At 55.1% G+C, this 19,849-nt stretch carries 21 protein-coding genes; 5 read left to right on the plus strand and 16 right to left on the minus strand.

The annotated features are described in order from the left end of the window. Nucleotides 1-217: 217 nt before the first annotated feature. The 10 genes from AACT07_RS13250 to AACT07_RS13295 form a co-directional block, all read right to left on the minus strand. Entirely contained in the window at nucleotides 218-1,348 is a 1,131-nt protein-coding gene (locus AACT07_RS13250) for a ribosomal protein uL16 3-hydroxylase (RefSeq protein WP_005353621.1), read from the minus strand. Nucleotides 1,349-1,487: 139 nt separating this feature from the next. Then, entirely contained in the window at nucleotides 1,488-2,858 is a 1,371-nt protein-coding gene (gene purB, locus AACT07_RS13255) for an adenylosuccinate lyase (protein ID WP_064340945.1), read from the minus strand. 122 nt (nucleotides 2,859-2,980) lie between these two features. Continuing rightward, nucleotides 2,981-3,595, minus strand: coding sequence for a high frequency lysogenization protein HflD (gene hflD / locus AACT07_RS13260; RefSeq protein ID WP_069528207.1), 615 nt, complete (start codon nucleotides 3,593-3,595; stop codon nucleotides 2,981-2,983). A gap of 23 nt (nucleotides 3,596-3,618) precedes the next feature. Continuing rightward, nucleotides 3,619-4,725 carry a tRNA 2-thiouridine(34) synthase MnmA gene (gene mnmA / locus AACT07_RS13265; protein ID WP_005353619.1) on the minus strand — a complete coding sequence of 369 codons (1,107 nt, stop codon included), beginning with the start codon at nucleotides 4,723-4,725 and terminating at the stop codon, nucleotides 3,619-3,621. A 318-nt stretch (nucleotides 4,726-5,043) separates the two neighbouring features. Next, nucleotides 5,044-5,535, minus strand: a complete 492-nt coding sequence (locus tag AACT07_RS13270; protein WP_042082454.1) for an NUDIX hydrolase — start codon at nucleotides 5,533-5,535, stop codon at nucleotides 5,044-5,046. Then, a complete protein-coding gene (rluE, locus tag AACT07_RS13275) occupies nucleotides 5,535-6,458 on the minus strand; it encodes a 23S rRNA pseudouridine(2457) synthase RluE (RefSeq protein ID WP_069528209.1) in 924 nt (307 codons plus the stop codon). Before rluE ends, AACT07_RS13270 begins: the two co-directional genes overlap by 1 nt. 104 nt (nucleotides 6,459-6,562) lie before the next feature. Further along, a complete protein-coding gene (locus AACT07_RS13280; protein ID WP_069528211.1) occupies nucleotides 6,563-7,330 on the minus strand; it encodes a PTS sugar transporter subunit IIA in 768 nt (255 codons plus the stop codon). Further along, nucleotides 7,330-7,635, minus strand: coding sequence for a PTS fructose transporter subunit IIB (locus tag AACT07_RS13285; protein WP_005334611.1), 306 nt, complete (start codon nucleotides 7,633-7,635; stop codon nucleotides 7,330-7,332). The genes AACT07_RS13280 and AACT07_RS13285 overlap by 1 nt, the downstream gene beginning before the upstream one ends. Nucleotides 7,636-7,854: 219 nt before the next feature. Further along, nucleotides 7,855-9,261: a hexose-6-phosphate:phosphate antiporter gene (uhpT, locus tag AACT07_RS13290; RefSeq protein ID WP_005334609.1), complete on the minus strand. Its 1,407-nt coding sequence runs from the start codon at nucleotides 9,259-9,261 to the stop codon at nucleotides 7,855-7,857. 579 nt (nucleotides 9,262-9,840) lie between these two features. Continuing rightward, nucleotides 9,841-11,748 (minus strand): PTS fructose transporter subunit IIABC, encoded by a 1,908-nt coding sequence (locus tag AACT07_RS13295; RefSeq protein WP_069528213.1) that lies wholly within the window; start codon nucleotides 11,746-11,748, stop codon nucleotides 9,841-9,843. A 758-nt stretch (nucleotides 11,749-12,506) separates the two neighbouring features. On the opposite strand from AACT07_RS13295, the gene AACT07_RS13300 reads away from it, so the two are divergent. Genes AACT07_RS13300 through AACT07_RS13320 form a run of 5 tightly spaced genes read left to right on the plus strand, consistent with a single transcriptional unit; the run spans nucleotide 12,507 to nucleotide 15,361 of the window. After that, nucleotides 12,507-13,010 (plus strand): NifB/NifX family molybdenum-iron cluster-binding protein, encoded by a 504-nt coding sequence (locus AACT07_RS13300; protein WP_069528215.1) that lies wholly within the window; start codon nucleotides 12,507-12,509, stop codon nucleotides 13,008-13,010. A 35-nt stretch (nucleotides 13,011-13,045) separates the two neighbouring features. Further along, nucleotides 13,046-14,032 carry an SLAC1 anion channel family protein gene (locus AACT07_RS13305; RefSeq protein WP_069528218.1) on the plus strand — a complete coding sequence of 329 codons (987 nt, stop codon included), beginning with the start codon at nucleotides 13,046-13,048 and terminating at the stop codon, nucleotides 14,030-14,032. Between the two features lie 4 nt (nucleotides 14,033-14,036). Continuing rightward, the gene (locus tag AACT07_RS13310) at nucleotides 14,037-14,411 is read left to right on the plus strand and encodes a carboxymuconolactone decarboxylase family protein (protein ID WP_005334600.1); all 375 of its coding nucleotides are present in this window, start codon (nucleotides 14,037-14,039) and stop codon (nucleotides 14,409-14,411) included. A gap of 16 nt (nucleotides 14,412-14,427) precedes the next feature. Continuing rightward, on the plus strand, nucleotides 14,428-14,865 hold the full coding sequence (locus tag AACT07_RS13315; protein WP_253182263.1) for a PaaI family thioesterase: 438 nt from the start codon (nucleotides 14,428-14,430) through the stop codon (nucleotides 14,863-14,865). A 4-nt stretch (nucleotides 14,866-14,869) separates the two neighbouring features. Then, entirely contained in the window at nucleotides 14,870-15,361 is a 492-nt protein-coding gene (locus tag AACT07_RS13320; protein WP_005334596.1) for a Dps family protein, read from the plus strand. A 41-nt stretch (nucleotides 15,362-15,402) separates the two neighbouring features. On the opposite strand, the gene AACT07_RS13325 is transcribed toward AACT07_RS13320, so the two are convergent. From AACT07_RS13325 to AACT07_RS13350, 6 genes are all read right to left on the minus strand, one after another. Then, nucleotides 15,403-15,669: a hypothetical protein gene (locus tag AACT07_RS13325; RefSeq protein WP_069528320.1), complete on the minus strand. Its 267-nt coding sequence runs from the start codon at nucleotides 15,667-15,669 to the stop codon at nucleotides 15,403-15,405. Between the two features lie 106 nt (nucleotides 15,670-15,775). Further along, a complete protein-coding gene (locus AACT07_RS13330; RefSeq protein ID WP_234916333.1) occupies nucleotides 15,776-16,552 on the minus strand; it encodes a phosphotransferase family protein in 777 nt (258 codons plus the stop codon). A gap of 11 nt (nucleotides 16,553-16,563) precedes the next feature. Beyond that, nucleotides 16,564-17,079 (minus strand): AAA family ATPase, encoded by a 516-nt coding sequence (locus tag AACT07_RS13335; RefSeq protein ID WP_069528222.1) that lies wholly within the window; start codon nucleotides 17,077-17,079, stop codon nucleotides 16,564-16,566. A 31-nt stretch (nucleotides 17,080-17,110) separates the two neighbouring features. Beyond that, nucleotides 17,111-17,641: a GNAT family N-acetyltransferase gene (locus AACT07_RS13340; protein WP_069528224.1), complete on the minus strand. Its 531-nt coding sequence runs from the start codon at nucleotides 17,639-17,641 to the stop codon at nucleotides 17,111-17,113. A gap of 350 nt (nucleotides 17,642-17,991) precedes the next feature. Then, a complete protein-coding gene (locus AACT07_RS13345) occupies nucleotides 17,992-18,564 on the minus strand; it encodes a HEPN domain-containing protein (protein WP_069528226.1) in 573 nt (190 codons plus the stop codon). Continuing rightward, complete coding sequence (locus AACT07_RS13350) at nucleotides 18,557-19,588, minus strand: DUF262 domain-containing protein (RefSeq protein WP_083249976.1); 1,032 nt, start codon at nucleotides 19,586-19,588, stop codon at nucleotides 18,557-18,559. The genes AACT07_RS13345 and AACT07_RS13350 overlap by 8 nt, the downstream gene beginning before the upstream one ends. Nucleotides 19,589-19,849: the final 261 nt, after the last annotated feature.

The raw sequence follows: 19,849 nt of genomic DNA on the forward strand, positions 1-19,849 counted from the left end.
TTTAGTTGACCACTACAATAAGGGCTAACGAGTGAGGGAGGCATGATGCCTCCCTCTTTTTATTGCATGCCAGTCAGGGCAAGGGTTGGAGCCAAATTGACTCTTTAATCATGGAGCTACTTTTGATATTCAATATCTCGAATATTTAGTCATAGAAGTGCTTAACTGACTGGCCTTACGCCATAAGGCGCCTTTTTATCCTTCAGTTACCGCCGGATCAGTTGAAGAACCAGTAACCGCGGTTGACCAGACGGGTCAGCAATTGCAGGAAACCGGCCTGATCGGCCAGCTCCACCATGTCGGCCTGGGTGATGATGTCTTTGTCACACAAGAGCGAAATGGCTGCCGCGTCTTCGCTCTGCAGAGTCCAGGCTTCGCCGTCGATGAAACACTGCTGGCTCTCGCCGCTAAACCAGACGGTGCGCAGACCCGGCACCTTGATGGCGGGTTCGCCCTGGGTCAGCAGGTCGGCCACTTCCTCGGCGCTATAGTCCGGCTCGACCGGATTGACGTCCAGATCGTGCTTGGCCTCGGAGATCATGGTGCCGAACCACTCCTTGAACAGGGTCTCGTCATCGAGAGCCTGCTGCATCAGCTCGCGCAGACGGTGCAGCTCGTGTGGCTGGATCTCGCCGTGACGGGCGCGGGGCTTGAGATCGGCATCGCCGTAACGCTCGGTACGCACCTCGTTGTCGATCAGGTGATCGGCAAAGGAGGAGATAAGCGCCTTGGCATCTGGTGCGCGGAAACCCACCGAGAAGTTCATGGAGGGCTCGATGGCGTAGCCTTCGTGGGGGAATCCGGGCGGAATGTAGAGGATGTCGCCCGGCTCCATGATGACGTCGATGATCGCCTCGAACGGCTCGCAGTGCAGCAGGGCGGCATGGGCGGCGAACTCGTTGAGCGGCTTGGCATCGCCAACCCGCCAGTGGCGTTTGCCCAGACCCTGGGTGATAAACACATCGTAATTGTCGATGTGGGGGCCGACACCCGCATGGGGGGTGGAGAAGCTCACCATCACATCGTCAAAGCGCCAGCCCGGAATGAACTGGAACGGCACCGCCAGCTCGTTCACCTCGGGGGCCCAGTGGTTGCAAGCCTGTACCAGAATGGTCCAGTTCTCTTCGCCCAGATGGTCGTAGGATTCGAAGGGGCCGTGGGCAGCATCCCACTTGCCGTCGAAACGGGTGACGAGGCGGGACTCTACCACCTCTTCCATGGCCAGACCCGCCAGCTCGTCCGGGCTGATGGGATCCTGAAAGTCCTTGAAGCCACCCTTGATAAGGAGCGGGCGCTTCTGCCAGTAGTGCTCAAGGAAGTGAGCGATATCCAGATTGAGTTCGTACATGCTGTTTCTCGTGTCTCGCAAAGAGGTTTTGCCCAAGGCGGGCTTGGGAAAAGCCACTCGGGATCCTGCCGTGGCAGGGAAAATAACAGGGGCCCTGTGGCGTATCGTGCACAGGGCCCCTTCGTCACTGCCGGTTGGCTTACTTCAGCAGATCAACCAGACGCTGGGCGTCACCGATGTAGTTGGCCGGGGTCAGCTTCTTCAGCTCAACCTTGACAGCTTCCGGCAGCTCCAGGGTGTCGATAAAGGTACGCATCCCTTCGGCATCGACGCGGCGGCCACGGGTCAGCTCCTTGAGCTTCTCGTAAGGCTTCTCGATACCGTAGCGGCGCATCACGGTCTGGATCGGTTCGGCCAGCACTTCCCAGTTGGCATCCAGATCGGCGGCCATGGCGGCGTCGTTGGCTTCCAGCTTGGAGATACCCTTGAGGGTCGCCTGATAGGCAATCAGGGAGTAACCCACCGCCACACCCAGGTTGCGCAGCACGGTAGAGTCGGTCAGATCACGCTGCCAGCGGGAGATAGGCAGCTTGCTCGCCAGATGCTGGAACACGGCGTTGGCCAGACCCAGATTGCCTTCGGAGTTCTCGAAGTCGATGGGGTTGACCTTGTGCGGCATGGTGGAGGAGCCAATTTCACCGGCGATGGTGCGCTGCTTGAAGTGGCCCAGGGAGATGTAACCCCACACATCGCGGTCGAAGTCGATCAGGATGGTGTTGAAGCGGGCCATGGCGTCGAACAGCTCGGCGATATAGTCGTGCGGCTCGATCTGAGTGGTGTAGGGGTTCCATGTCAGACCCAGGGAGGTAACAAACTCCTCGGAGAACTGGTGCCAGTCCACATCCGGGTAGGCGCTGAGGTGGGCGTTGTAGTTGCCGACCGCACCGTTGATCTTGCCGAGGATCTCCACCGCCATGATCTGCTTGAACTGGCGCTCAAGACGGTAGGCGACGTTGGCCATCTCCTTGCCCATGGTGCTTGGGGTCGCCGGCTGGCCGTGGGTGCGGGAGAGCAGCGGCATGTCACGATACTCATGAGCCAGGCGCTTGAGCTCGCCGATCAGCTTCTCGCAATAAGGCTTGATGACCTCTTCGCGGGCGGTTTTCAGCATCAGACCGTGGGAGTTGTTGTTGATGTCTTCCGAGGTGCAGGCGAAGTGGATGAACTCGCTGACAGCCGCCAGCTCCGGGTTCACTTCGACTTTCTCTTTGAGGAAGTACTCCACCGCTTTCACATCATGGTTGGTGGTGCGCTCGATCTGTTTGATGCGGGCGGCGTCGCTCTCGTTGAAGTTGCTGACGATGCCGTCGAGCAGGGCGTTGGCGGCCGCGCTCAGGGCAGGGACTTCCGGGATCCCGGCGTGGCTGGCCAGTTTCTGCAACCAGCGAACCTCGACTTCAACGCGAAAACGCAGCAGGCCGAATTCGGAGAAGATAGGGCGCAGGGCATCGGCCTTGTCGCCATAACGACCGTCAATCGGGGAAACAGCAGTCAGCGCGGACAGCTCCATGGGGTGAACTCCTGATGATTTGTGTGGGGGATCCGTATTCACTTGCGCGCCGGTCGGGGTGTATCAAGGCTGATGTGCGGCTGTTCACCTTGTCCTCCCTCTGCCTGCGCGCAAGCCAATGATTAGTAACGCTTGGCCAGTTCCACCATCTTCTTGCGAGCGAAGATGATCTGGGTGCGGCTGCCACCGAGCTGGCGCCACAGCACCACGGCGCGGATGCCCGCCAGCAGCAGGGCGCGCACCTTGTGCTGCACCAGCGGCTGCTGCAGGAACAGCGGGGTGCCGGCCACCTGGATGCGCGGCCCGATGGGGCTGATAAGATCGCTGTAGATGCTCGCCATGTTGGCCAAAATCTGCTCGTCGAGCAGATCGAAGTGCTGTTGCTGGCGGCCAATCTGGCTGATCCGCTCACCCAGCATGTTGAGGATGTCCTTGCGCTTGGCCAGCTTGCGCTCCAGCGCAATCAGGCTTACCACGTAGCGGGTCAGCTCGGCATTCTTCTGGCTGCCGTCGGCACCCAGCTGCTCGACCAGCGCACGGTAGCCGTCGCGAATGGCCAGATGGGTGTTGTTGAACACCTCGAGCGGCTGGCTCGGGTTGGTCACCAGAATGCTGGAGAGGCTCTCGCGCAGGGCGGCCTCGTCACAGCTGCCGTCTCGGGCCACCTTCTGCACCAGATACGCGGCTTGGCAGATGCCGGCAAAGGCCATTGTTCTGTCTTGGAATTTATCGCTCACGTCTGCTGCCTTCTGTTAAGGATTCAAACCGGATGGCTGAAACGTTGTTCGATGATGCCGCCGCCCAGACACACTTCCCCGTCGTAGAAGACGGCGGATTGGCCCGGGGTGACCGCAGCCTGCTTTTCGTCGAAGATGACCCGGATGGTCTCGTCGTCGATGGGCTGGATCAGGCAGGGGATATCCTGCTGACGGTAGCGGGTCTTGACGGTGCAGCGACGCGGCTCGCGGATCGGAGTGCGATCCACCCAGTGCAACTGGCTGGCAATCAAACCATCGGAGTAGAGACGGGGATGCTCGCCCTGCGCCACCACCAGCACGTTGCGTTCGACCTCTTTGTCGACCACATACCAGGCCTCTTCGGTGGCATCTTTGCGACCACCGATGCCGAGCCCCTTGCGCTGGCCCAGGGTGTGATACATCAGACCCTGATGCTCGCCGATCACCTTGCCATCCACGGTCTCGATTTTGCCGGGCTGGGCGGGCAGGAACTTGGCCAGGAAGTCCTTGAACTTGCGCTCGCCGATAAAGCAGATGCCGGTGGAGTCTTTCTTCTTGGCGGTGATGAGATCCAGCTGCTCGGCGATGCGGCGCACCTCGGGCTTCTCCAGATCGCCAACCGGGAACAGGCTCTGACCCACTTGCTTCTCGCTCAGGGTATAGAGGAAGTAGCTCTGATCCTTGTTGGTATCGAGACCGCGCAGCAGGCGCGGGCGGCCGGTGCTGTCGTCACGGCGCACATAGTGGCCGGTGGCGATGTAGGTGGCACCCAGCTCTTCGGCGGCAAATTCGAGGAACGCCTTGAACTTGATCTCCTTGTTGCAAAGGATATCGGGGTTTGGCGTGCGGCCAGCCTTGTACTCTTCGAGGAAGTGCTCGAACACATTGTCCCAGTACTCGGCCGCGAAGTTGATAGTGTGGAGTTTCATCCCCAGCTTGTCGCAGACGGCCTTGGCATCAGCCAAATCCTGGGCGGCAGAGCAGTACTCGTCCGTGTCGTCTTCTTCCCAGTTCTTCATGAACAAGCCTTCGACCTGATAGCCCTGCTGCTGGAGCAGGTAGGCCGAGACGGAAGAATCCACGCCGCCGGACATGCCGACGATCACCTTGATTTGGCTGTTGTCTGTCATTAGTCGAAGTTACCAGTTCGTTTAAACGGGGCGTATTCTACCAGAGTTTTGCGCCCCCGGTCACATATCCATGCCGCAGTTCCCATCAGGAGCCTGATAGCAGGAAATCGTTTTTCTGTTTGTCAGCACCATGATGAAAAAATGGTGCCAAACGATATCGGATAGCCTGTTCACGATCTGTCACGAGAGGCCGTCAGCAAGGTAAAGAGCAGCGCAGGAACCGGAACGTATAGATATACGTGAGCTTTCCTGATTGCAAACAAGCGAGCAGCACATGAGCCTTGATCACGGCCTCGCAGTAAGAGCGTGGACAGGTTCTCAGATAAAGGCCTTGAGGGCCGACAGCGGCAGCCGTGTACCCGCCAGATAATCCTGAATGCACTGCCACACCAAGGGGCTGCGCAGGGCCGGTTTGCATTCCGCTATTTCTTCAAGAGTGAGCCAGTGGCAAGCCAGCACATCACCGTCAGGATCCTCTGGATGGTGCTGACCCGGCGCTTTTTCAAGGTCGAAGATGATGGCGGTGCGCACATAGGTGGCCTCGCTGTCGGCCGGTTTGAACAGATAGGTACCAAGCCAGGCGGTCGGTGTGGCGGTCAGACCCGTCTCCTCTTTCAGCTCACGACAGGCCGCTTCAAGCAGGTTTTCCCCCGGCTCCACATGGCCGGCGGGTTGGTTGAAACGGCGCTGGCCTTTTATCTCCTCTTCCACCACCAGAAAGCGCCCCTGCCACTGCACCAGGGCGGCGACCGTCAGGCGCGCCTCCATGCGGGCGTGGCTGGTGGTCGATTGCTCTGCCTGATTGCTCATCATGACTCCTTGTCGCTGCTATCGGGATTGCCCGCACGGGCGGGTCTGCGTGCCGTTCCTCGCCCGCTGCTGCGGGGTTTGCCGCTGGTCGGGTTTGAAGTTGAACGCTCGGTTGGGTGAGTGCTGCGGGGGCGTTCGTCCCGTCTCGGCTGGCTGGGCCGCCGTGGCGCATCCCCTGCCGGTTTGGCCGGTTTGGCGGTATGAGCGCCTAAACGGGATGATGAGGGTCGCGGGCGACTGCTGGAGCTCGGCGCCAGCTCGGGGGCGGGCAGGCTGCGGCTCTCGCCGGGAGCCAGACCATCTAGCGTCCAGTCACCGATGGCGTAGCGAATAAGGCGCAAGGTGGGGTGGCCGATATGGGCGGTCATCCGCCGCACCTGCCGGTTGCGCCCCTCGATAATCTTGATCTCCAGCCAGCTGGTGGGGATCTCCTTGCGCTCGCGAATGGGCGGATTGCGCGGCCACACCGCAGGTTCATCCATGATGCGCGCCCCAGCGGGCAGGGTCATGCCGTCATTGAGCTCCACACCGGCGCGAAGGGCAGCCAGTTTCTCCTCGCTCGGAATGCCTTCCACCTGCACCCAGTAGGTCTTGGGGGTCTTCTCCCCGGGCTGGGTGAGGCGTGCCTGCAGCTTGCCATCGTTGGTGAGCAGCAGCAGCCCCTCGCTGTCGCGGTCAAGCCGCCCTGCGGCATAGATGCCGGGCTCTTTGATGTAATCCTTGAGAGTCTCGCGCCCCCCCTCGTCGGTGAACTGGCAGAGCACCATGTAGGGCTTGTTCAAAAGCAGCAATTTGCGATCCGCTGGGGCCAGCTCCGGTTTGCGGGGGGATGCATGGCGGGGGGCGGCTGGTTTGGCCGCCGTGCGCGGGGCGTTATCGCGCGGCGTACGGTTGACAGAGAGACGGGAGCGGGGAGATTTCATCGGATACACACTTCAGACAGACGATGGCAGCGAGTGTACCACAGGGTGCTGAGGGCAGGATGAATGGCTGGCGTTACAGCAAGCAGCGCCCAGAGCCAATTCGCCTAGCTCAGCAGGCTCTCGATGACGATAGCCTGACGGGCGGGGGCCGAGCCCGCCAACAGCAGGGCGTGGCTGACCACATCATCGATCATCGCTTGCGCCAGTCGGGTAAGGGGGCGCAGGGTCTCCCGTCCGCTACCAACCGGCACCGCCAGCAGAATAACGGTCTGCACCGGCCCGATTTGAGAGCCCCACTCGATGGGCTCCTTGCAATTGAGCAGGGTCAGCGCTGGCTGGCTGATCCCTTCGCTCAATACATGAGGCATGGCAAGGCCGGGGCGGATGATGGTGGCCGAGACCTGCTCGCGCCGCTCCACCGCGGCGGTCAGTGTGGCGCGGTCGGTGATCAGCTCGGCGGGCAGCAGATCGATCAGATGCTCGAGCGCTTCGGCCTTGGTCAGCGGCTCTGGGCTGTGGGCCAGCTGGCGCAGGGCAAAATGGTAGTCGGGCAGGGCGTTGGCCAGTCGCAACTCCGCCAGCGCGGCGGTGCGCGGGCGCACCAGCGGTTGACCCAGTTCGCCGCACCAGCAGGTGAAGGCCATGTGGGCAAGCTCGGCATCGCACCCTTCGATCTGCAACTGGCAGAGATCGCCGGGTTGGGTGGCGAGGGTCAACAGGGAGAGCAGGTTGCTGGCGGCAACGGTCTGACGCCGGGTGAGGTTGGCGCAGCGGATGGTGGATTTGAACATCCCCGCCAGCCGGTTCAACTGCTTGGCCTGGGTGATGCTCAACCCCTGCTGACAGTAGAAGGTGATTTCGCGGGTCAGCATCAGGCCGGGATCGGCAGGGCCTTGAGTACGGCGTTGGCATCCAGCAGCACGGTTTCCAGTCTCACCTGATGGATGGTGCAGCCGAGGAAGCGCTCTTTCTGCTCAATCTCGATATCGGAGGCAATCAGTACCAGGTCGGCGCTGGCAATATCGCGGGCGGTCAGCATGTTTTCCATGCCCATGGCGCCCTGAGTCTCGACCTTGATCTTGAGTCCCAGCCCAGTGGCGGCTTTTTGCAGGGCATCGGCAGCCATATAGGTATGGGCAATACCGGTCGGGCAAGCGGTGACGGCGACGATCTTCATCTGCTCTCTGTGATGCTGACAAGGGGGAGCAACAAGATAGCGCCAGCGGGGGGCTTTTACCAAAAGTCCATGTGAAAAGTGGGATCTTGATGGGGATATGCCCGTCCCTTGAACGGCTGTGCAGGCTCATGCCGGGCCAGTCGGGATTGGGATTTTCCCAAACAACAAGGGCCACCCCTGTGGGTGGCCCTGAACAATCTGCGTCTGTTGTTATGGCTATCAGGCGGTCTGGGCGGCCAGCTCGGCGGCTTTCAGTTCTCGCTTGATGCGGCGGATCTTGCGCTCTTCGGCGACCGCGACACAACCCATCAGTACCAGACAGGCGGCGGCTGCGATATCCAGCGCCGCGAAGGTGCCGGTCCAGCCGGTCAGACCGAAGATGGGGGTGCCATCGGCGATCATGCCCAGACCCAGTTTGGCGAAGCTGTCACCAATCAGGTAAGCAAAGGTGCCCTTGACGCCATCGGCCACACTGATGCCCTGCTTGGGGACGAAGCCCACGGCGGCGACGCCGATCAGCAGTTGCGGACCAAACACCAGGAAGCCCAAAGTGAACAGGGAGCCCAGGAACATAAACTGGGTGGTCGCATGCTGGTAGAGACCCAGGGTCGCGATGATCAGCGCCAGTGCCACGCAGGCAACCAGACCACGACGGCCATTGGCCAGATCGGAGAGGTAACCCCACATCAGGGTGCCGACCAGTGCGCCCACTTCGAAGAAGGTAAAGCCCTGAATAGCCACGTCTTTGGAGAAGCCCAGCTCCTGGTGGGCATAGACGGTGGACCACTGGTCGATACCGATACGCACCACGTATAGGAAGATGTTGGCAAAGCAGAGCAGCCAGATCACCTTGTTGAGCAGCACGTACTTCACGAAGATCTGCCACTTGGTCAGCTTCTGCTCCTCGGTGGCGATATCTTCTTCGCTCGCTACTTCGTCAAACAGCTCTTCCACCTTGCCCAGGCCATAGGCTTCCGGCGAATCGCTACCAAAGCGCAGGCCGATAAAGCCGACGATCAGCGCGATGATGGAGGGGAAGATAAACATGCCGAGCACGTTGCCATCAAACAGGTAGTTGGCACCGAACAGCGCCACACCGGCTGCACCGGCACCGCCCACGTTGTGGGAGAGGTTCCACATGCCCAGATAGGTGCCGCGCTTGTTGCGAGGGGTCCACTTGGTGATGGTGGAGTAGCTGCACGAACCGCCACAGCTCTGGAAGAAACCGCTCAGCGCATAGAAGAAGATCATGAAGTAGAGGCTGAAACCGGTGCCGCCCATGCTGGCACTGAAGCCCAGCATGCAGAGCGCGGAGAGGATCAGCATCAGCGGCAGGAACTGCTTGGTGTTCTTGCCATCGGCGTAGTAGGAGACGATGGTCTTGCCCACCCCGTAGGTGATGGAGAAGCCAAGGCCGATCATGCCGAGCTCGGTCATGGAGAGACCGTACTCCTGGATCATGTCATTTTGCGCAATGTTGAAGTTCTTGCGGATCAGATACATGGTCAAATAGCCAATAAATACAACCAGATAAGATTGCATAAACGGCTTGAACCAGAGCTTGCGCCGGGCTTCGACCGGCAGGTCGAGGGTGGGGACCCGGACCTGTTGGAGCAATTTCAACATCTTCGTTCATCCTCTGCGAGATAGACGGTATTTCCGCCGCGCCCCTCATTTGTAGATAGGTTGTTCGAGGTCACGCCACGGAAGGGGGAACGGAACGTCGGGGCTGTCAGCCGTTGCTGCGCTCGACGCTCCATCCATATAAACCCGGGCCCGGCACGGGATGACGGGGCACATTGCCCATCGCGGTGCGGGTCACGACATCAGGTGAAGTGACTCTAATAAGAGGGGCAAAAAATGGCTTGAGAGCCATCCCTAGTGGGGCTAGGAAATTTTCCTAGTTTTTGCGCTTTCGCGGACAAAGCGTGAGAAACATCACACCGCTGACGCCAGATTGCTGCCATTTCAGCCAGTTTGGCACTCTGTGTGAGTGCTGGGCTGGTGGGATGGATAGGCCAGAAGGGAGCCAGGGAAAGGCAAGGGGAGAGGTGAAGGCAGAGATAAGGGAAGAGTGCTTATCGACCACTATTTCTCGGGGGCGATATTGGGAAATACGGCCCGCCAGCCATCCCAAAAAACAAGAGGCCACCCCGTGGGGTGGCCTCTTTTTATGCTCTACGAGCCGACATGGCGATGGAGGCCTCAGGCCGCCTTGGCCAGAGTTACCTCATCACTCTTTTTGACCCGCAGTTTTTTCAGGGCAACCGCCACCACGCCGGTGACGATAGCACCGCAGATCATGCAGAGCAGGGCCAGCAGCGGCTTGTTGACGGCACCCAGCAGAGCCACGATAGGGCCACCGTGGGCAACGCTGTTGGTGATGCCGAACAGGAAGGCCATCACAGCGGCGGTCATGCTGCCCAGCACGTTGGCCGGAATGACGGCCAGCGGGTCACGGGCGGCGAACGGAATCGCACCTTCGGAGATACCCACCAGACCCATGGCGCCAGCGGCTTTGCCCGCTTCGATCTCAGAAGCATCGAAGATTCCCAGCTTGCGACCGAGCACGGTCGCCAGCGACATGCCAAGGGGCGCTGCCGGGATGGCGCAAGCCATGGCGCCCATAAACTGGGTCTGACCGGAGGCGATCATGCCGACGGAGAAGAGGAAAGCCACCTTGTTGACCGGGCCACCCATATCAAAGCCCGCCATACCACCCAGCACGATACCCAGCAGCACCAGACTGCCACCGCTCATGGAGAGCAGCATGGCGTTGAGGCCGGTCATCATGTCGGCAATCGGGGCGCCGATAATGAAGATGAATACCGCAGCGATAAACAGGGAACCGACGATGGGGGCGATCAGGATCGGCACCAGCGGCTGCACCATCTTGTGGTACTGGCGAGTGGCAATCCAGCGCACCAGATAGCCGACCAGCAGGCCCGCAATGATGGCACCGATAAAGCCGGTACCGGCATCCGCGCCGTAGAAACTGCCGTTGTTGGCGATCCAGCCACCGATAAAGCCCGGTGCCAGCGCCGGACGATCACCGATGGCGTAGGCGATATAGCCCGCCAGAATGGGGATCATCAGGGTGAAGGCGGCTACGCCCACGTTGAGGATCTGGTTCCACATGCTCCCTTCCGGGATCTGCATGCCGCTCGGAGTCGGGTTGCCGCCGATGGCCAGTGCCAGCGCAATCAACAGACCGCCGGTTACCACGAACGGGATCATGTGAGAGACGCCGTTCATCAGGTAGCGATAGAGATCGGAACTGCCACCCGCGCTCTTCTCTTCACCTTTTTTATCTTCTTTGCCAGCCACATAGGCGGGGGCTTTCAGGGCTTGCTCGATCAGACCCTTGCCATCCTTGATGGGTGCCTTCACACCGGTCTTGATCAGCGGCTTGCCAGCGAAACGGGCCATGTCCACCTGCTTGTCACAAGCCACCACGATGGCGGTGGCGCGGGCGATCTCGTCCGCGGTCGGGCTGTTCTTGACGCCGATGGAGCCGTTGGTCTCCACCTTCACCTCATAACCCAGCTCCTTGGCGGCGCGCTCCAGCGACTCGGCAGCCAGATAGGTGTGGGCGATACCGGCCGGGCAGCCGGTGACACCGATGATAAAGCCCTTGTTGGTGGTCGGGGCCGCGCTCTGCTCCTCTTTCTTGGCCAGCAGCAGCGCCAGCGCATCGGCCGGAGTTTTCGCCGCCAGCAGCTTGGCGATAAAGCCCTCTTCGATCAGCTTGCCGGAGAGCTCGGCCAGCACCTCGATATGGTGGTTGGCGCCGCCATCGGGGGAGGCGATCATAAAGAAAATATGGGACGGCTTGCCATCTTCGGCGCCGTACTCGATGCCGTTGCGGCTGATGCCGATGGCGACCGCCGGGTTGCATACCGCTGCACTCTTGGCGTGGGGCAGGGCTACGCCCTCTTCAAAGCCGGTGTTGCCCAGCTCTTCGCGGGCCCACAGATCCTTGATAAAGGCCTGCTCGTCGCTGACCTTGCCTTGCGACGCCAGCAGGCGGGCCATCTCGGTGAAGACCTCTTCCTTACGCGTCGCTTTCAAATCGAGGTTGATCAGATGTTCATTGATCAAGGTGGTGATCATTGCGCTCTCCCCGCTTCCGGTGACGGAAGCTATGCGTGAGTACGTATCTACGTACTGGATAAAAATGACCTGATCATTATCGCGGCTCGCCCGCACCCTCCCTATCGGACAAATGTGCTAATCACTGGATTTTTGTGCGCAGCAAAACGGGATGTGATGAAGATCCCGTTTTCAGGCAGGACTCGTCATTTTCAGCTGCTCATCAATTTTTTCTTTAAAAACAGATAAATGAATTGATATCAGGCTCACCGCCAGGTTTGTAATGCGCCATATCAATAAATTAATCATCAGCAGGGTCTGGATTTATATGTGGTTAAACGGCGCCATCAGATGTGACCATTCTCACAAAAAGTCGCCATTTCGCCGGGCGGATTAGGATTTTTATGCGCCATTTCTCCCCCTGCCTTTTGCCCTCGCGAATAGCGGATAGGCGCGCCCTGGAATGATGCCAGGGCGAGCTTTAACGAGTCCCTAAACCTCTTCGTTGGAAAAAATAGTTTGTTGCATATGCCATAAACTGAGCGTATACATGGCATATGCCAATTACGGCGGCATCATGATCAGACGCTTATCGAGCCGAATGATGCGTGACTAAACCAGTAAAAGTTGATGCGTACGGCTCTTCATCTGGTTGCTGCAAGAGGCTGGGAACATGGCCATGCCAACCGGCAAGCCTGCAGGAAGATCCTGAACAAGGGGACGAATGCTGAGTGGCAAGGGGCAGGGCCGGAATATCAACAGTGATAGCAGGAGGTCAAATGACCATCATCACAGCCATTCCGATGAATGACGACCATATCGCAGGACATTTTGCCAAGGCAGAGCGCTTTGTATTCGTAGATGAACAGGGGAGCACCTTGGCAGAAATCGCCAATCCGGTGGCTGGCAACGAGTGCAAAAGTGCGTTGGCGGAGCTGCTTCAGGCGCATGGAGCCCGTCGTATCGTGCTGAAAAATATAGGTAGCAAGATGCTTGGCAAGCTGCTGGGCAGTGGGCTTGCCGTCTATCAGGCCAGTCAGGGGCGTCTCGCTATGGCCGACATGCTGAGCAATGAGTCGGGCAATCTGACCGAGCTGACATCCGCTGAACAGGGCAGTGCATCGCGCTGCGCCGAGGGGGCTGGCCATCACGGCAAGGGAAGCCGTCAATGCGCTCCCCGTGGCCGCCTTGGCAAAGGGGGTTGCTGCAAGTCAGCCTCCGGACAACAGCAGGGCTGTCAGGGCAACCGTCAGCGCAACCACAAGAAATGTTGTGAAGAGTAAGCACAACCGCTAAGTCGAACTGGAGGGGAACGTTGATGGAAAACCTGAATCAAGAGGGTAAGCAAATCCCCTCCATAACCAAGATTGCACACATGCCTGTCACACTCTTTTCAATCATCATGGGGCTGACGGGGGCGGCGATTGCCTGTCGCAAGGCATTTCCGGATTTGCTGCTGTTGCAGTCGGCAGGGTTCCTGTTCGGGGTCTTGTCATCCCTGCTACTGGCGACGTTTCTGGTGATGTATGGCTGGAAAATCCTCAGACACAATGACGAGTTCCGGCATGAGCTGAAACACCCGGTCAGGATCAATTTCTTCCCGACCATCTCAATCAGCTTGCTGCTGCAATCCGCCTACTGGGCCAGCTGGCATGATGCGGCGCTGGCCCTCTGGTCGGTGGGAGCCAGCTTGCAGCTGCTCTTCACCCTCTACATCATGAGCAACTGGATCCATCGCGACCATTTCACAATCACCCACACCAACCCGGCATGGTTTATACCGATTGTCGGCAATATCGTGGTGCCCCTGGGTGGCATGCCGCTTGGCTTTCACGAGATCAGCCTGTTCTTCTTCAGCATTGGCCTTATTTTCTGGTTCTCTCTGCTGACCATAGTGCTCTATCGGCTGTTCTTTCATGAGAGTCTGCCCGAGAAGCTGATGCCCACCATGTTTATTCTGCTGGCACCACCTTCCATCGGATTTATCTCGTATAGCGAAATAACCAGCTCCAGCGACCTGTTTGCCCATGTCATTTATTATTTTGCGCTGTTTGTATTTATCTTGCTGATGTACAACACCCTCACTTTTTTGAAATTGAAATTTTTTCTCTCTTCGTGGGCGTACTCATTTCCACTGGCGGCATTTTCCGCAGCCTCGGCCATGTTTGCCGACGCAACCGGGAATATCATTTCATTTTATCTGGCCAAAATAGTGGTGTGTGCCCTGATTGTATTGATCATCTGGTTAATCAGCATGACAGTGCAGTCATTCTATAAAGGTGAGATTTTCACACCGGAGAAATAACGTGATGAAAAATTATCGAGAGATCAATAAAGAACAACACCAGCTTGGCTCTGCTTATCGCAAGAGCAGCCCGGATACCATGAATGCGTTTATTGCGCTGCACAAAGCCGTTATGAAAGAGGACGAGGCGTTGGCGTTGAAATATCGGGAAATGATCGCCCTCGGTATTGGTATCGCTTCCCGCTGCGATGGCTGCATTGCCGCCCATGTTGCCGGGGCCGTGAAGGCCGGTGCTTCGCGAGCGGAGCTGATTGCCACCGTGGATGTCGCGGTATTGATGGGAGGCGGCCCCTCCATCATCTATGGCACCCAGGCACATGCCGCCATCGAAGAGTTGCTCTCCTGGCACTCTGTTCTCAACATGCGAGTGGCCAAATAGCGAGTGAACAGATCAAGTGGATGAATATCAATCAGAGAACTATCAACAGACCATGATGTCCCACGCCCGTTGCATGGTGTGTGGCACTCATAACCCGGATTCACTGGGAATTCGCTTTTATCAGGGGGAGGGCGGGACGACGGAAGGGCTGTTTATTGCCGACCAGCGCCATCAGGGTTACAGCGATATTTTGCATGGCGGCATGACCAGCACCCTGCTCGATGCGGTGATGACACATGCGTTGCTGCAACGGGGAATAAGAGGATTAACAGCGGAGCTGACCGTTCGTTTTATTGCTCCCATCGATATCGGCAGCAAAGTAGCGCTCTCGGCCAGAATAGTCGACCAGCGTCACGGTATCTATCGCCTGAATGCCGTAGCGTCGGTCGGCGGGATGATTGTTGCAAAAGCATCGGCCAAATTTATCAAGCCGAAAGCCAATAACAGGAGTTAGCGTGATGAAAAAAGAGAGTGTGGTTTTACCAGAAATGGATATCGGTATTTCAGCCGCCGATCGCAAGAAAATTGCAGATGGATTGTCGGCACTGCTTGCCGATAGTTACACCCTTTATTTGATGACCCACAATTTTCACTGGAACGTAACCGGCCCGCAGTTCAACAGCCTGCACAATATGTTTATGGATCAATACACCGAGCAGTGGAATGCGCTGGATGTTATCGCCGAGCGGATCCGCGCATTGGGCTTCCCCGCACCCGGCACATATAAGGAGTTTGTCCGTCTCTCCTCCATTGAGGAGGTCGAAGGGGTGCCCTGTGCCAGTGAAATGCTCAAACATCTGGTGTTGGCGCAAGAAGCTACGGCGAGAACCGCCAGAAAACTGTTCGATCTGGTCGATGCCGTCAATGACCAGCCCACTGCCGATGTGCTGACCCAGCGCATCGATATTCATGAAAAAACCGCCTGGATGCTAAGAAGCATGCTCTCTTGATGGCACGGGGCTGCCATATTCTGTGGCAGCCCGATCCTCCCTTACCTGTTTGGTCCAACCGGGCCCTTTGGCTGCTGTCGTTTGGTTCGATAGCGATGCACGAGCCAGTCAATTCCCGCCATTGCCGCCGCGACGCCAATCATGATCAGAGTGAGGCGGCCGCCCTCCTGCCATGAGAGCAAATCCAGATGAAAGTCCTGCCGAATAAATTCCGGGATCAGGCCGATAGGCAAGGTAATAGCCAGATAGGATATAAATTTTCTGAAAAACATATGGTCAGGTTTTGGCGTCTGTTTGTATTGGGTCATGTTATATAGGTAAGTGATTTTTATAAGATATTGAAATATCATGTTTTTTGTAGTGACTGTTGGGCTTCACTGCCTTTGGCGTCAACCTGCGAGATGTTGCTGGTGATTACACAATATGCGCTACCGACTCCAGCCAGTGGGGTACTTGTTGTCGATACCACTCCAGATATTGCTGTGCCTGCGGCTTCTCCCTTCTGGTCAGCAGATTGGTGACTTCAATAATTAGCCAGCACTTGGCCATGACGAGATGGCGCAGCAACCGGTCGCCAGAGTGCAGCGAACTGTGGCGCTGATAGCGTTCAATGATGGTTTCATACTCAGCCCGTGAACCCATCCGCGGCACCAGCGGGGCCAGATCGATGGCCGGGCTGCCATAACCAAATCGTTCCCAGTCAAATAACACCAGCTCACCATTGTTGCGGGTGCCCCAGTTGCCTTCATTGCTATCTCCCGAAATCAGGCATGACTCCTCGAATAGTTCGTGACCAACTTGCTGGATATGGCGGATCTTCTCGTTTACCGCTTCCGGCAAGCAGAGTACAGAGAGCGCCTCGTTGGTGTCGACGAGCGACCAGCCGTGAGTTTTCACCGCAAAGTCGGGCTGATAGTTGGCGTTATGAAGGTTGGCCAGCTGAGCAAAGGTCTGTTCGTTGTGGTGCAGCTGCGTGAGCGTGACCGGATGAGGGATCTGCTCAAGGAACAGGGTCTCCCCTTCGACCTTGAGCAGGGCAGGAGTGTTGAGCCCGCTTAAATGCAGTGCGGCGCGTTGGTAGAAATGGCGCTCGACAGGCGATGCGCCGCTTTTTCTGATACAGGGTTTGCCATCCAGCAGCTGGATATTTACCGAAGCGCCCCCCATTTTCGCCAACTCCTCTTGCGTCATCCTCTACCCCGTTAGCTATGAGTGGTCAGTTGAGTGAGATAGCTATTTACCGCTTCACGAGTCGTGAAATGGTGCTTGTCGTTTGGGAATCGATCAAACAGCTCGCGATGGAATTGGCGGGAGCTTTTGCCGGCTCGCTGCCCATATTCCGATGCCCACACCAGCAGTTGTTGAAAGTTCTCTTCGGCTGCCACTGCATCCCGTTGCCTGGCACTTTGTGATCCGCGAGATAGCAGTGAATCACGGCAGACCGACCAGTCGAGATCCAGGAAAAGCAGAGTATCGGCGGCATCAAGCAGTTGCTCTGCCAGGGCGCCAAATACCCCTTCGACCACCCATGATGGCTCTTGAGCAAGTGTTTGAATGGCATGATCAATCTCATGCTGGGGCCGTTTTTGGTTAAAGCCGCCCGGTTGCCAGACGATGGTATCGAGATTGACCTCGCGGATAGTTAACTGTTCAGCCAATCGAGCCGCCAACCAGCTTTTGCCCGATCCCGAGTTGCCAATAATCAGAATTCGCTTCATCAGCGAGAATCCTCGTTTGGTCGGCGTAACATCAGTGCCACTCGCTCTGGAGGATGGCCAATACCACGGTATCCCACCACTGATCTTTGAAGAAACGGTGTTCGCGAAAATACCCCTCTTGTCTCATACCCAACGCCTTGCATAACCGAATCGCCGCGCGATTCTGGCTGATGGTTTCTGCATAGACCCGGTGTACCGCCAAGGTCCGGAAACCAAAATCCAGCAAGGCATGCGCTGCTTCATTGATTAAGCCATGACCCTGATACTCCCGGGACATGCCGCAGCCCATCGATGCCTGATTATTTGCTTCAAGACGCAGGCAGACAGTGCCAATAAATTTCCCGGTTGCCTTGTACTCGATGGCCAATTGATAGGCGGTGCGAGGGTGTTCATTTGCCTGCTCGATAAACAGCTTGGTGAGCTGCCGATATTTATCCGGGGCGCAATCTGATTCGCTGTAAAACCGCTGATACTTGCTCTCTTGCGAGATGGCGACAAAAGCCGCTTCATCCGCTGGCTGCATATCACGCAGAATCAGGTGTTGGGTCTCAAGCTGGAACATAACGTCCTTGTTAATCTCGATGTGCGTATCAAGTGCCATAGGGTGCAATAAACGAAGTGAATTGCACCGCTTGTTTGGTGACAGAAAATGTGGCGGTTGGAGGGTAGAGGTGATGACGTGAGAAAACAGGAGTCATCTGTTTGCTATTTCATGGTAAACGTTGGGCTTCACTTTGTTCAGCACCAACCTACAGGTTCGGTAGGTTGGCGCTGAGCTTGCGAAGCCCAACATACGAGGTATGTTATTAGCACTAACAAGAGGTTTGTTATTGGTTGTTTTCGACGTGTTTAACACTAATCTACCCAGTCGATAGATTAGTGTTGAAAAATATAAAATTAATTTCGCATTGATTAAGAAATATGATTCTTAATGCCATTGATGTATTCAATTATGTTTGTTATATATGACTTAAGATCTTGAAGAGTTACATCTAAAGCATCATCGTTATGATGTATAATTGAATTTCTTTTAGTCACCAGTGCAGCGACAAAATCTTTATTAGTTTTAAACTCTGTACATGCAGTGATGTCAAATCCTACACGACGAAATAAATCTATCGTTTTCCCGGGGTTACCTGAGATATAGTCATCGATATCCTCTAATGTTATTGTTATATCAAAGTTTGCGAATTCCCATTCAGCTTGTTTTATTTCCGTTTTCTTTTTAATCTCCCATAGTATTAAGTTTTTTGGAAGACCAGCATTTATTATAAAGGCCTTTTTATTCTGAATTGCTTGAAATGCAAGTTCTTTCAGACAACTCTCTAAGTAGGTACAGATAGATATTACAAATGACTTTGTAAAAAAATTACAATGATTAGATATTAATTCATCATCACCTGAAATTAATCTGCTGTTAATTTCATCAATGATTGATGACAAATTTACATATAGCAACTTGTATTTTGCAAAAATATCATCCACCGAACACCTCGGTTAAAGCATGAATAAACATAGTTCTTCTGATTTCAATAGATGATTTATTTTGTAGCCCACCGGATAAAGTTTTTTGAAACTGGGGAACATTACAAAGAGCTTTAAAAGCTGTGTTTATATTTATTTTATTGTCTATGAGCCTTTGGTAGTCGTACTTACTGAAGCAGTACATAATAAGGTCATAATATACGGTGCTTTGTTTTCTTCTCTTTTTATTTGTATCAATAAACGCATCATTTCCAAAAACATCAAGGCATTTTTTCAGTGTTTCTAAGAATAACTCCTTATGCCTGTTGATATCTTTTTCTGGTAGATTCTGATTTTTAATCATTGTGTCATCAAGCAACTTTTTTAAGTTGTCATCATAATCACCTAGGTCATCTTGTAATGCAAAAAATCTTAAAACTAATTCTTCAGGCTCTCTTGAATTATAGTGGTTGTCAGTTGATGCTCCTTTTTTAAAGTTTTTGATAAACTCAATTTTAGATAAATCGGATAAAAGTTTATCGAAGCTGCCAGGGTAAATTGCATGCCTTATTTCTTGATGAGATAGTTGTACGGCCCCCTGGTTCAATCTTGAGAATATTTCTTGGACCAATCCTTTAGGGTTGTCTTTACGTAAAATAATACAGCGAATAGTAGTTGTCTCAATATCCGTTCTGAAATCCTCAAGGTCACTAAAGTATTTTCCCTCTAGATTTTTATAAACGCTCATACCTTCTAGTTTAAACTCGTTTTTCATGAATTTAACAATGGTTGTTAAGCGTTGAACGCCATCTATAACAATGTGTTTACCATTATCATCCTCAGCAAAATAACAAGATGGGAGGGGGATTCTCATTAGGCATGATTCTATAAATTTTGATGCTCTTTCCCATCCCTCTTTATCCCACTTGTATTCACGCTGAAAGTCAGGATCTAATATTAATTTGGGGTCATCAGAATCAATTCTGGAAAGAAGTGTTTCGAATGGATAATCTATTGGATATAAATTTAAAGTTTTTTCATTCATAAAAAGTGCCAATATAGTTGATGTGATATTTTCTGTATTCTATAGATAGTTATGTCATGTAGTAAAGCTTTATATTCAAAATCTACTGTTTGAGATTACTTGGATTAGATAATACTTATTTTAAGGTGTTTTTTAGCAAAGCGTTGACGAACGTTCGGGGGGATGGAATTCAGTTCATGACAACACTAATTTTTAGTTATTATCCACTTCTTACATATAATTTATTCGGCGCTGAAAATTGAGGTAAATATCATCCATATT

Source organism: Aeromonas sp. ANP5, from assembly GCF_963870295.1.
Lineage (GTDB): Bacteria > Pseudomonadota > Gammaproteobacteria > Enterobacterales > Aeromonadaceae > Aeromonas > Aeromonas veronii.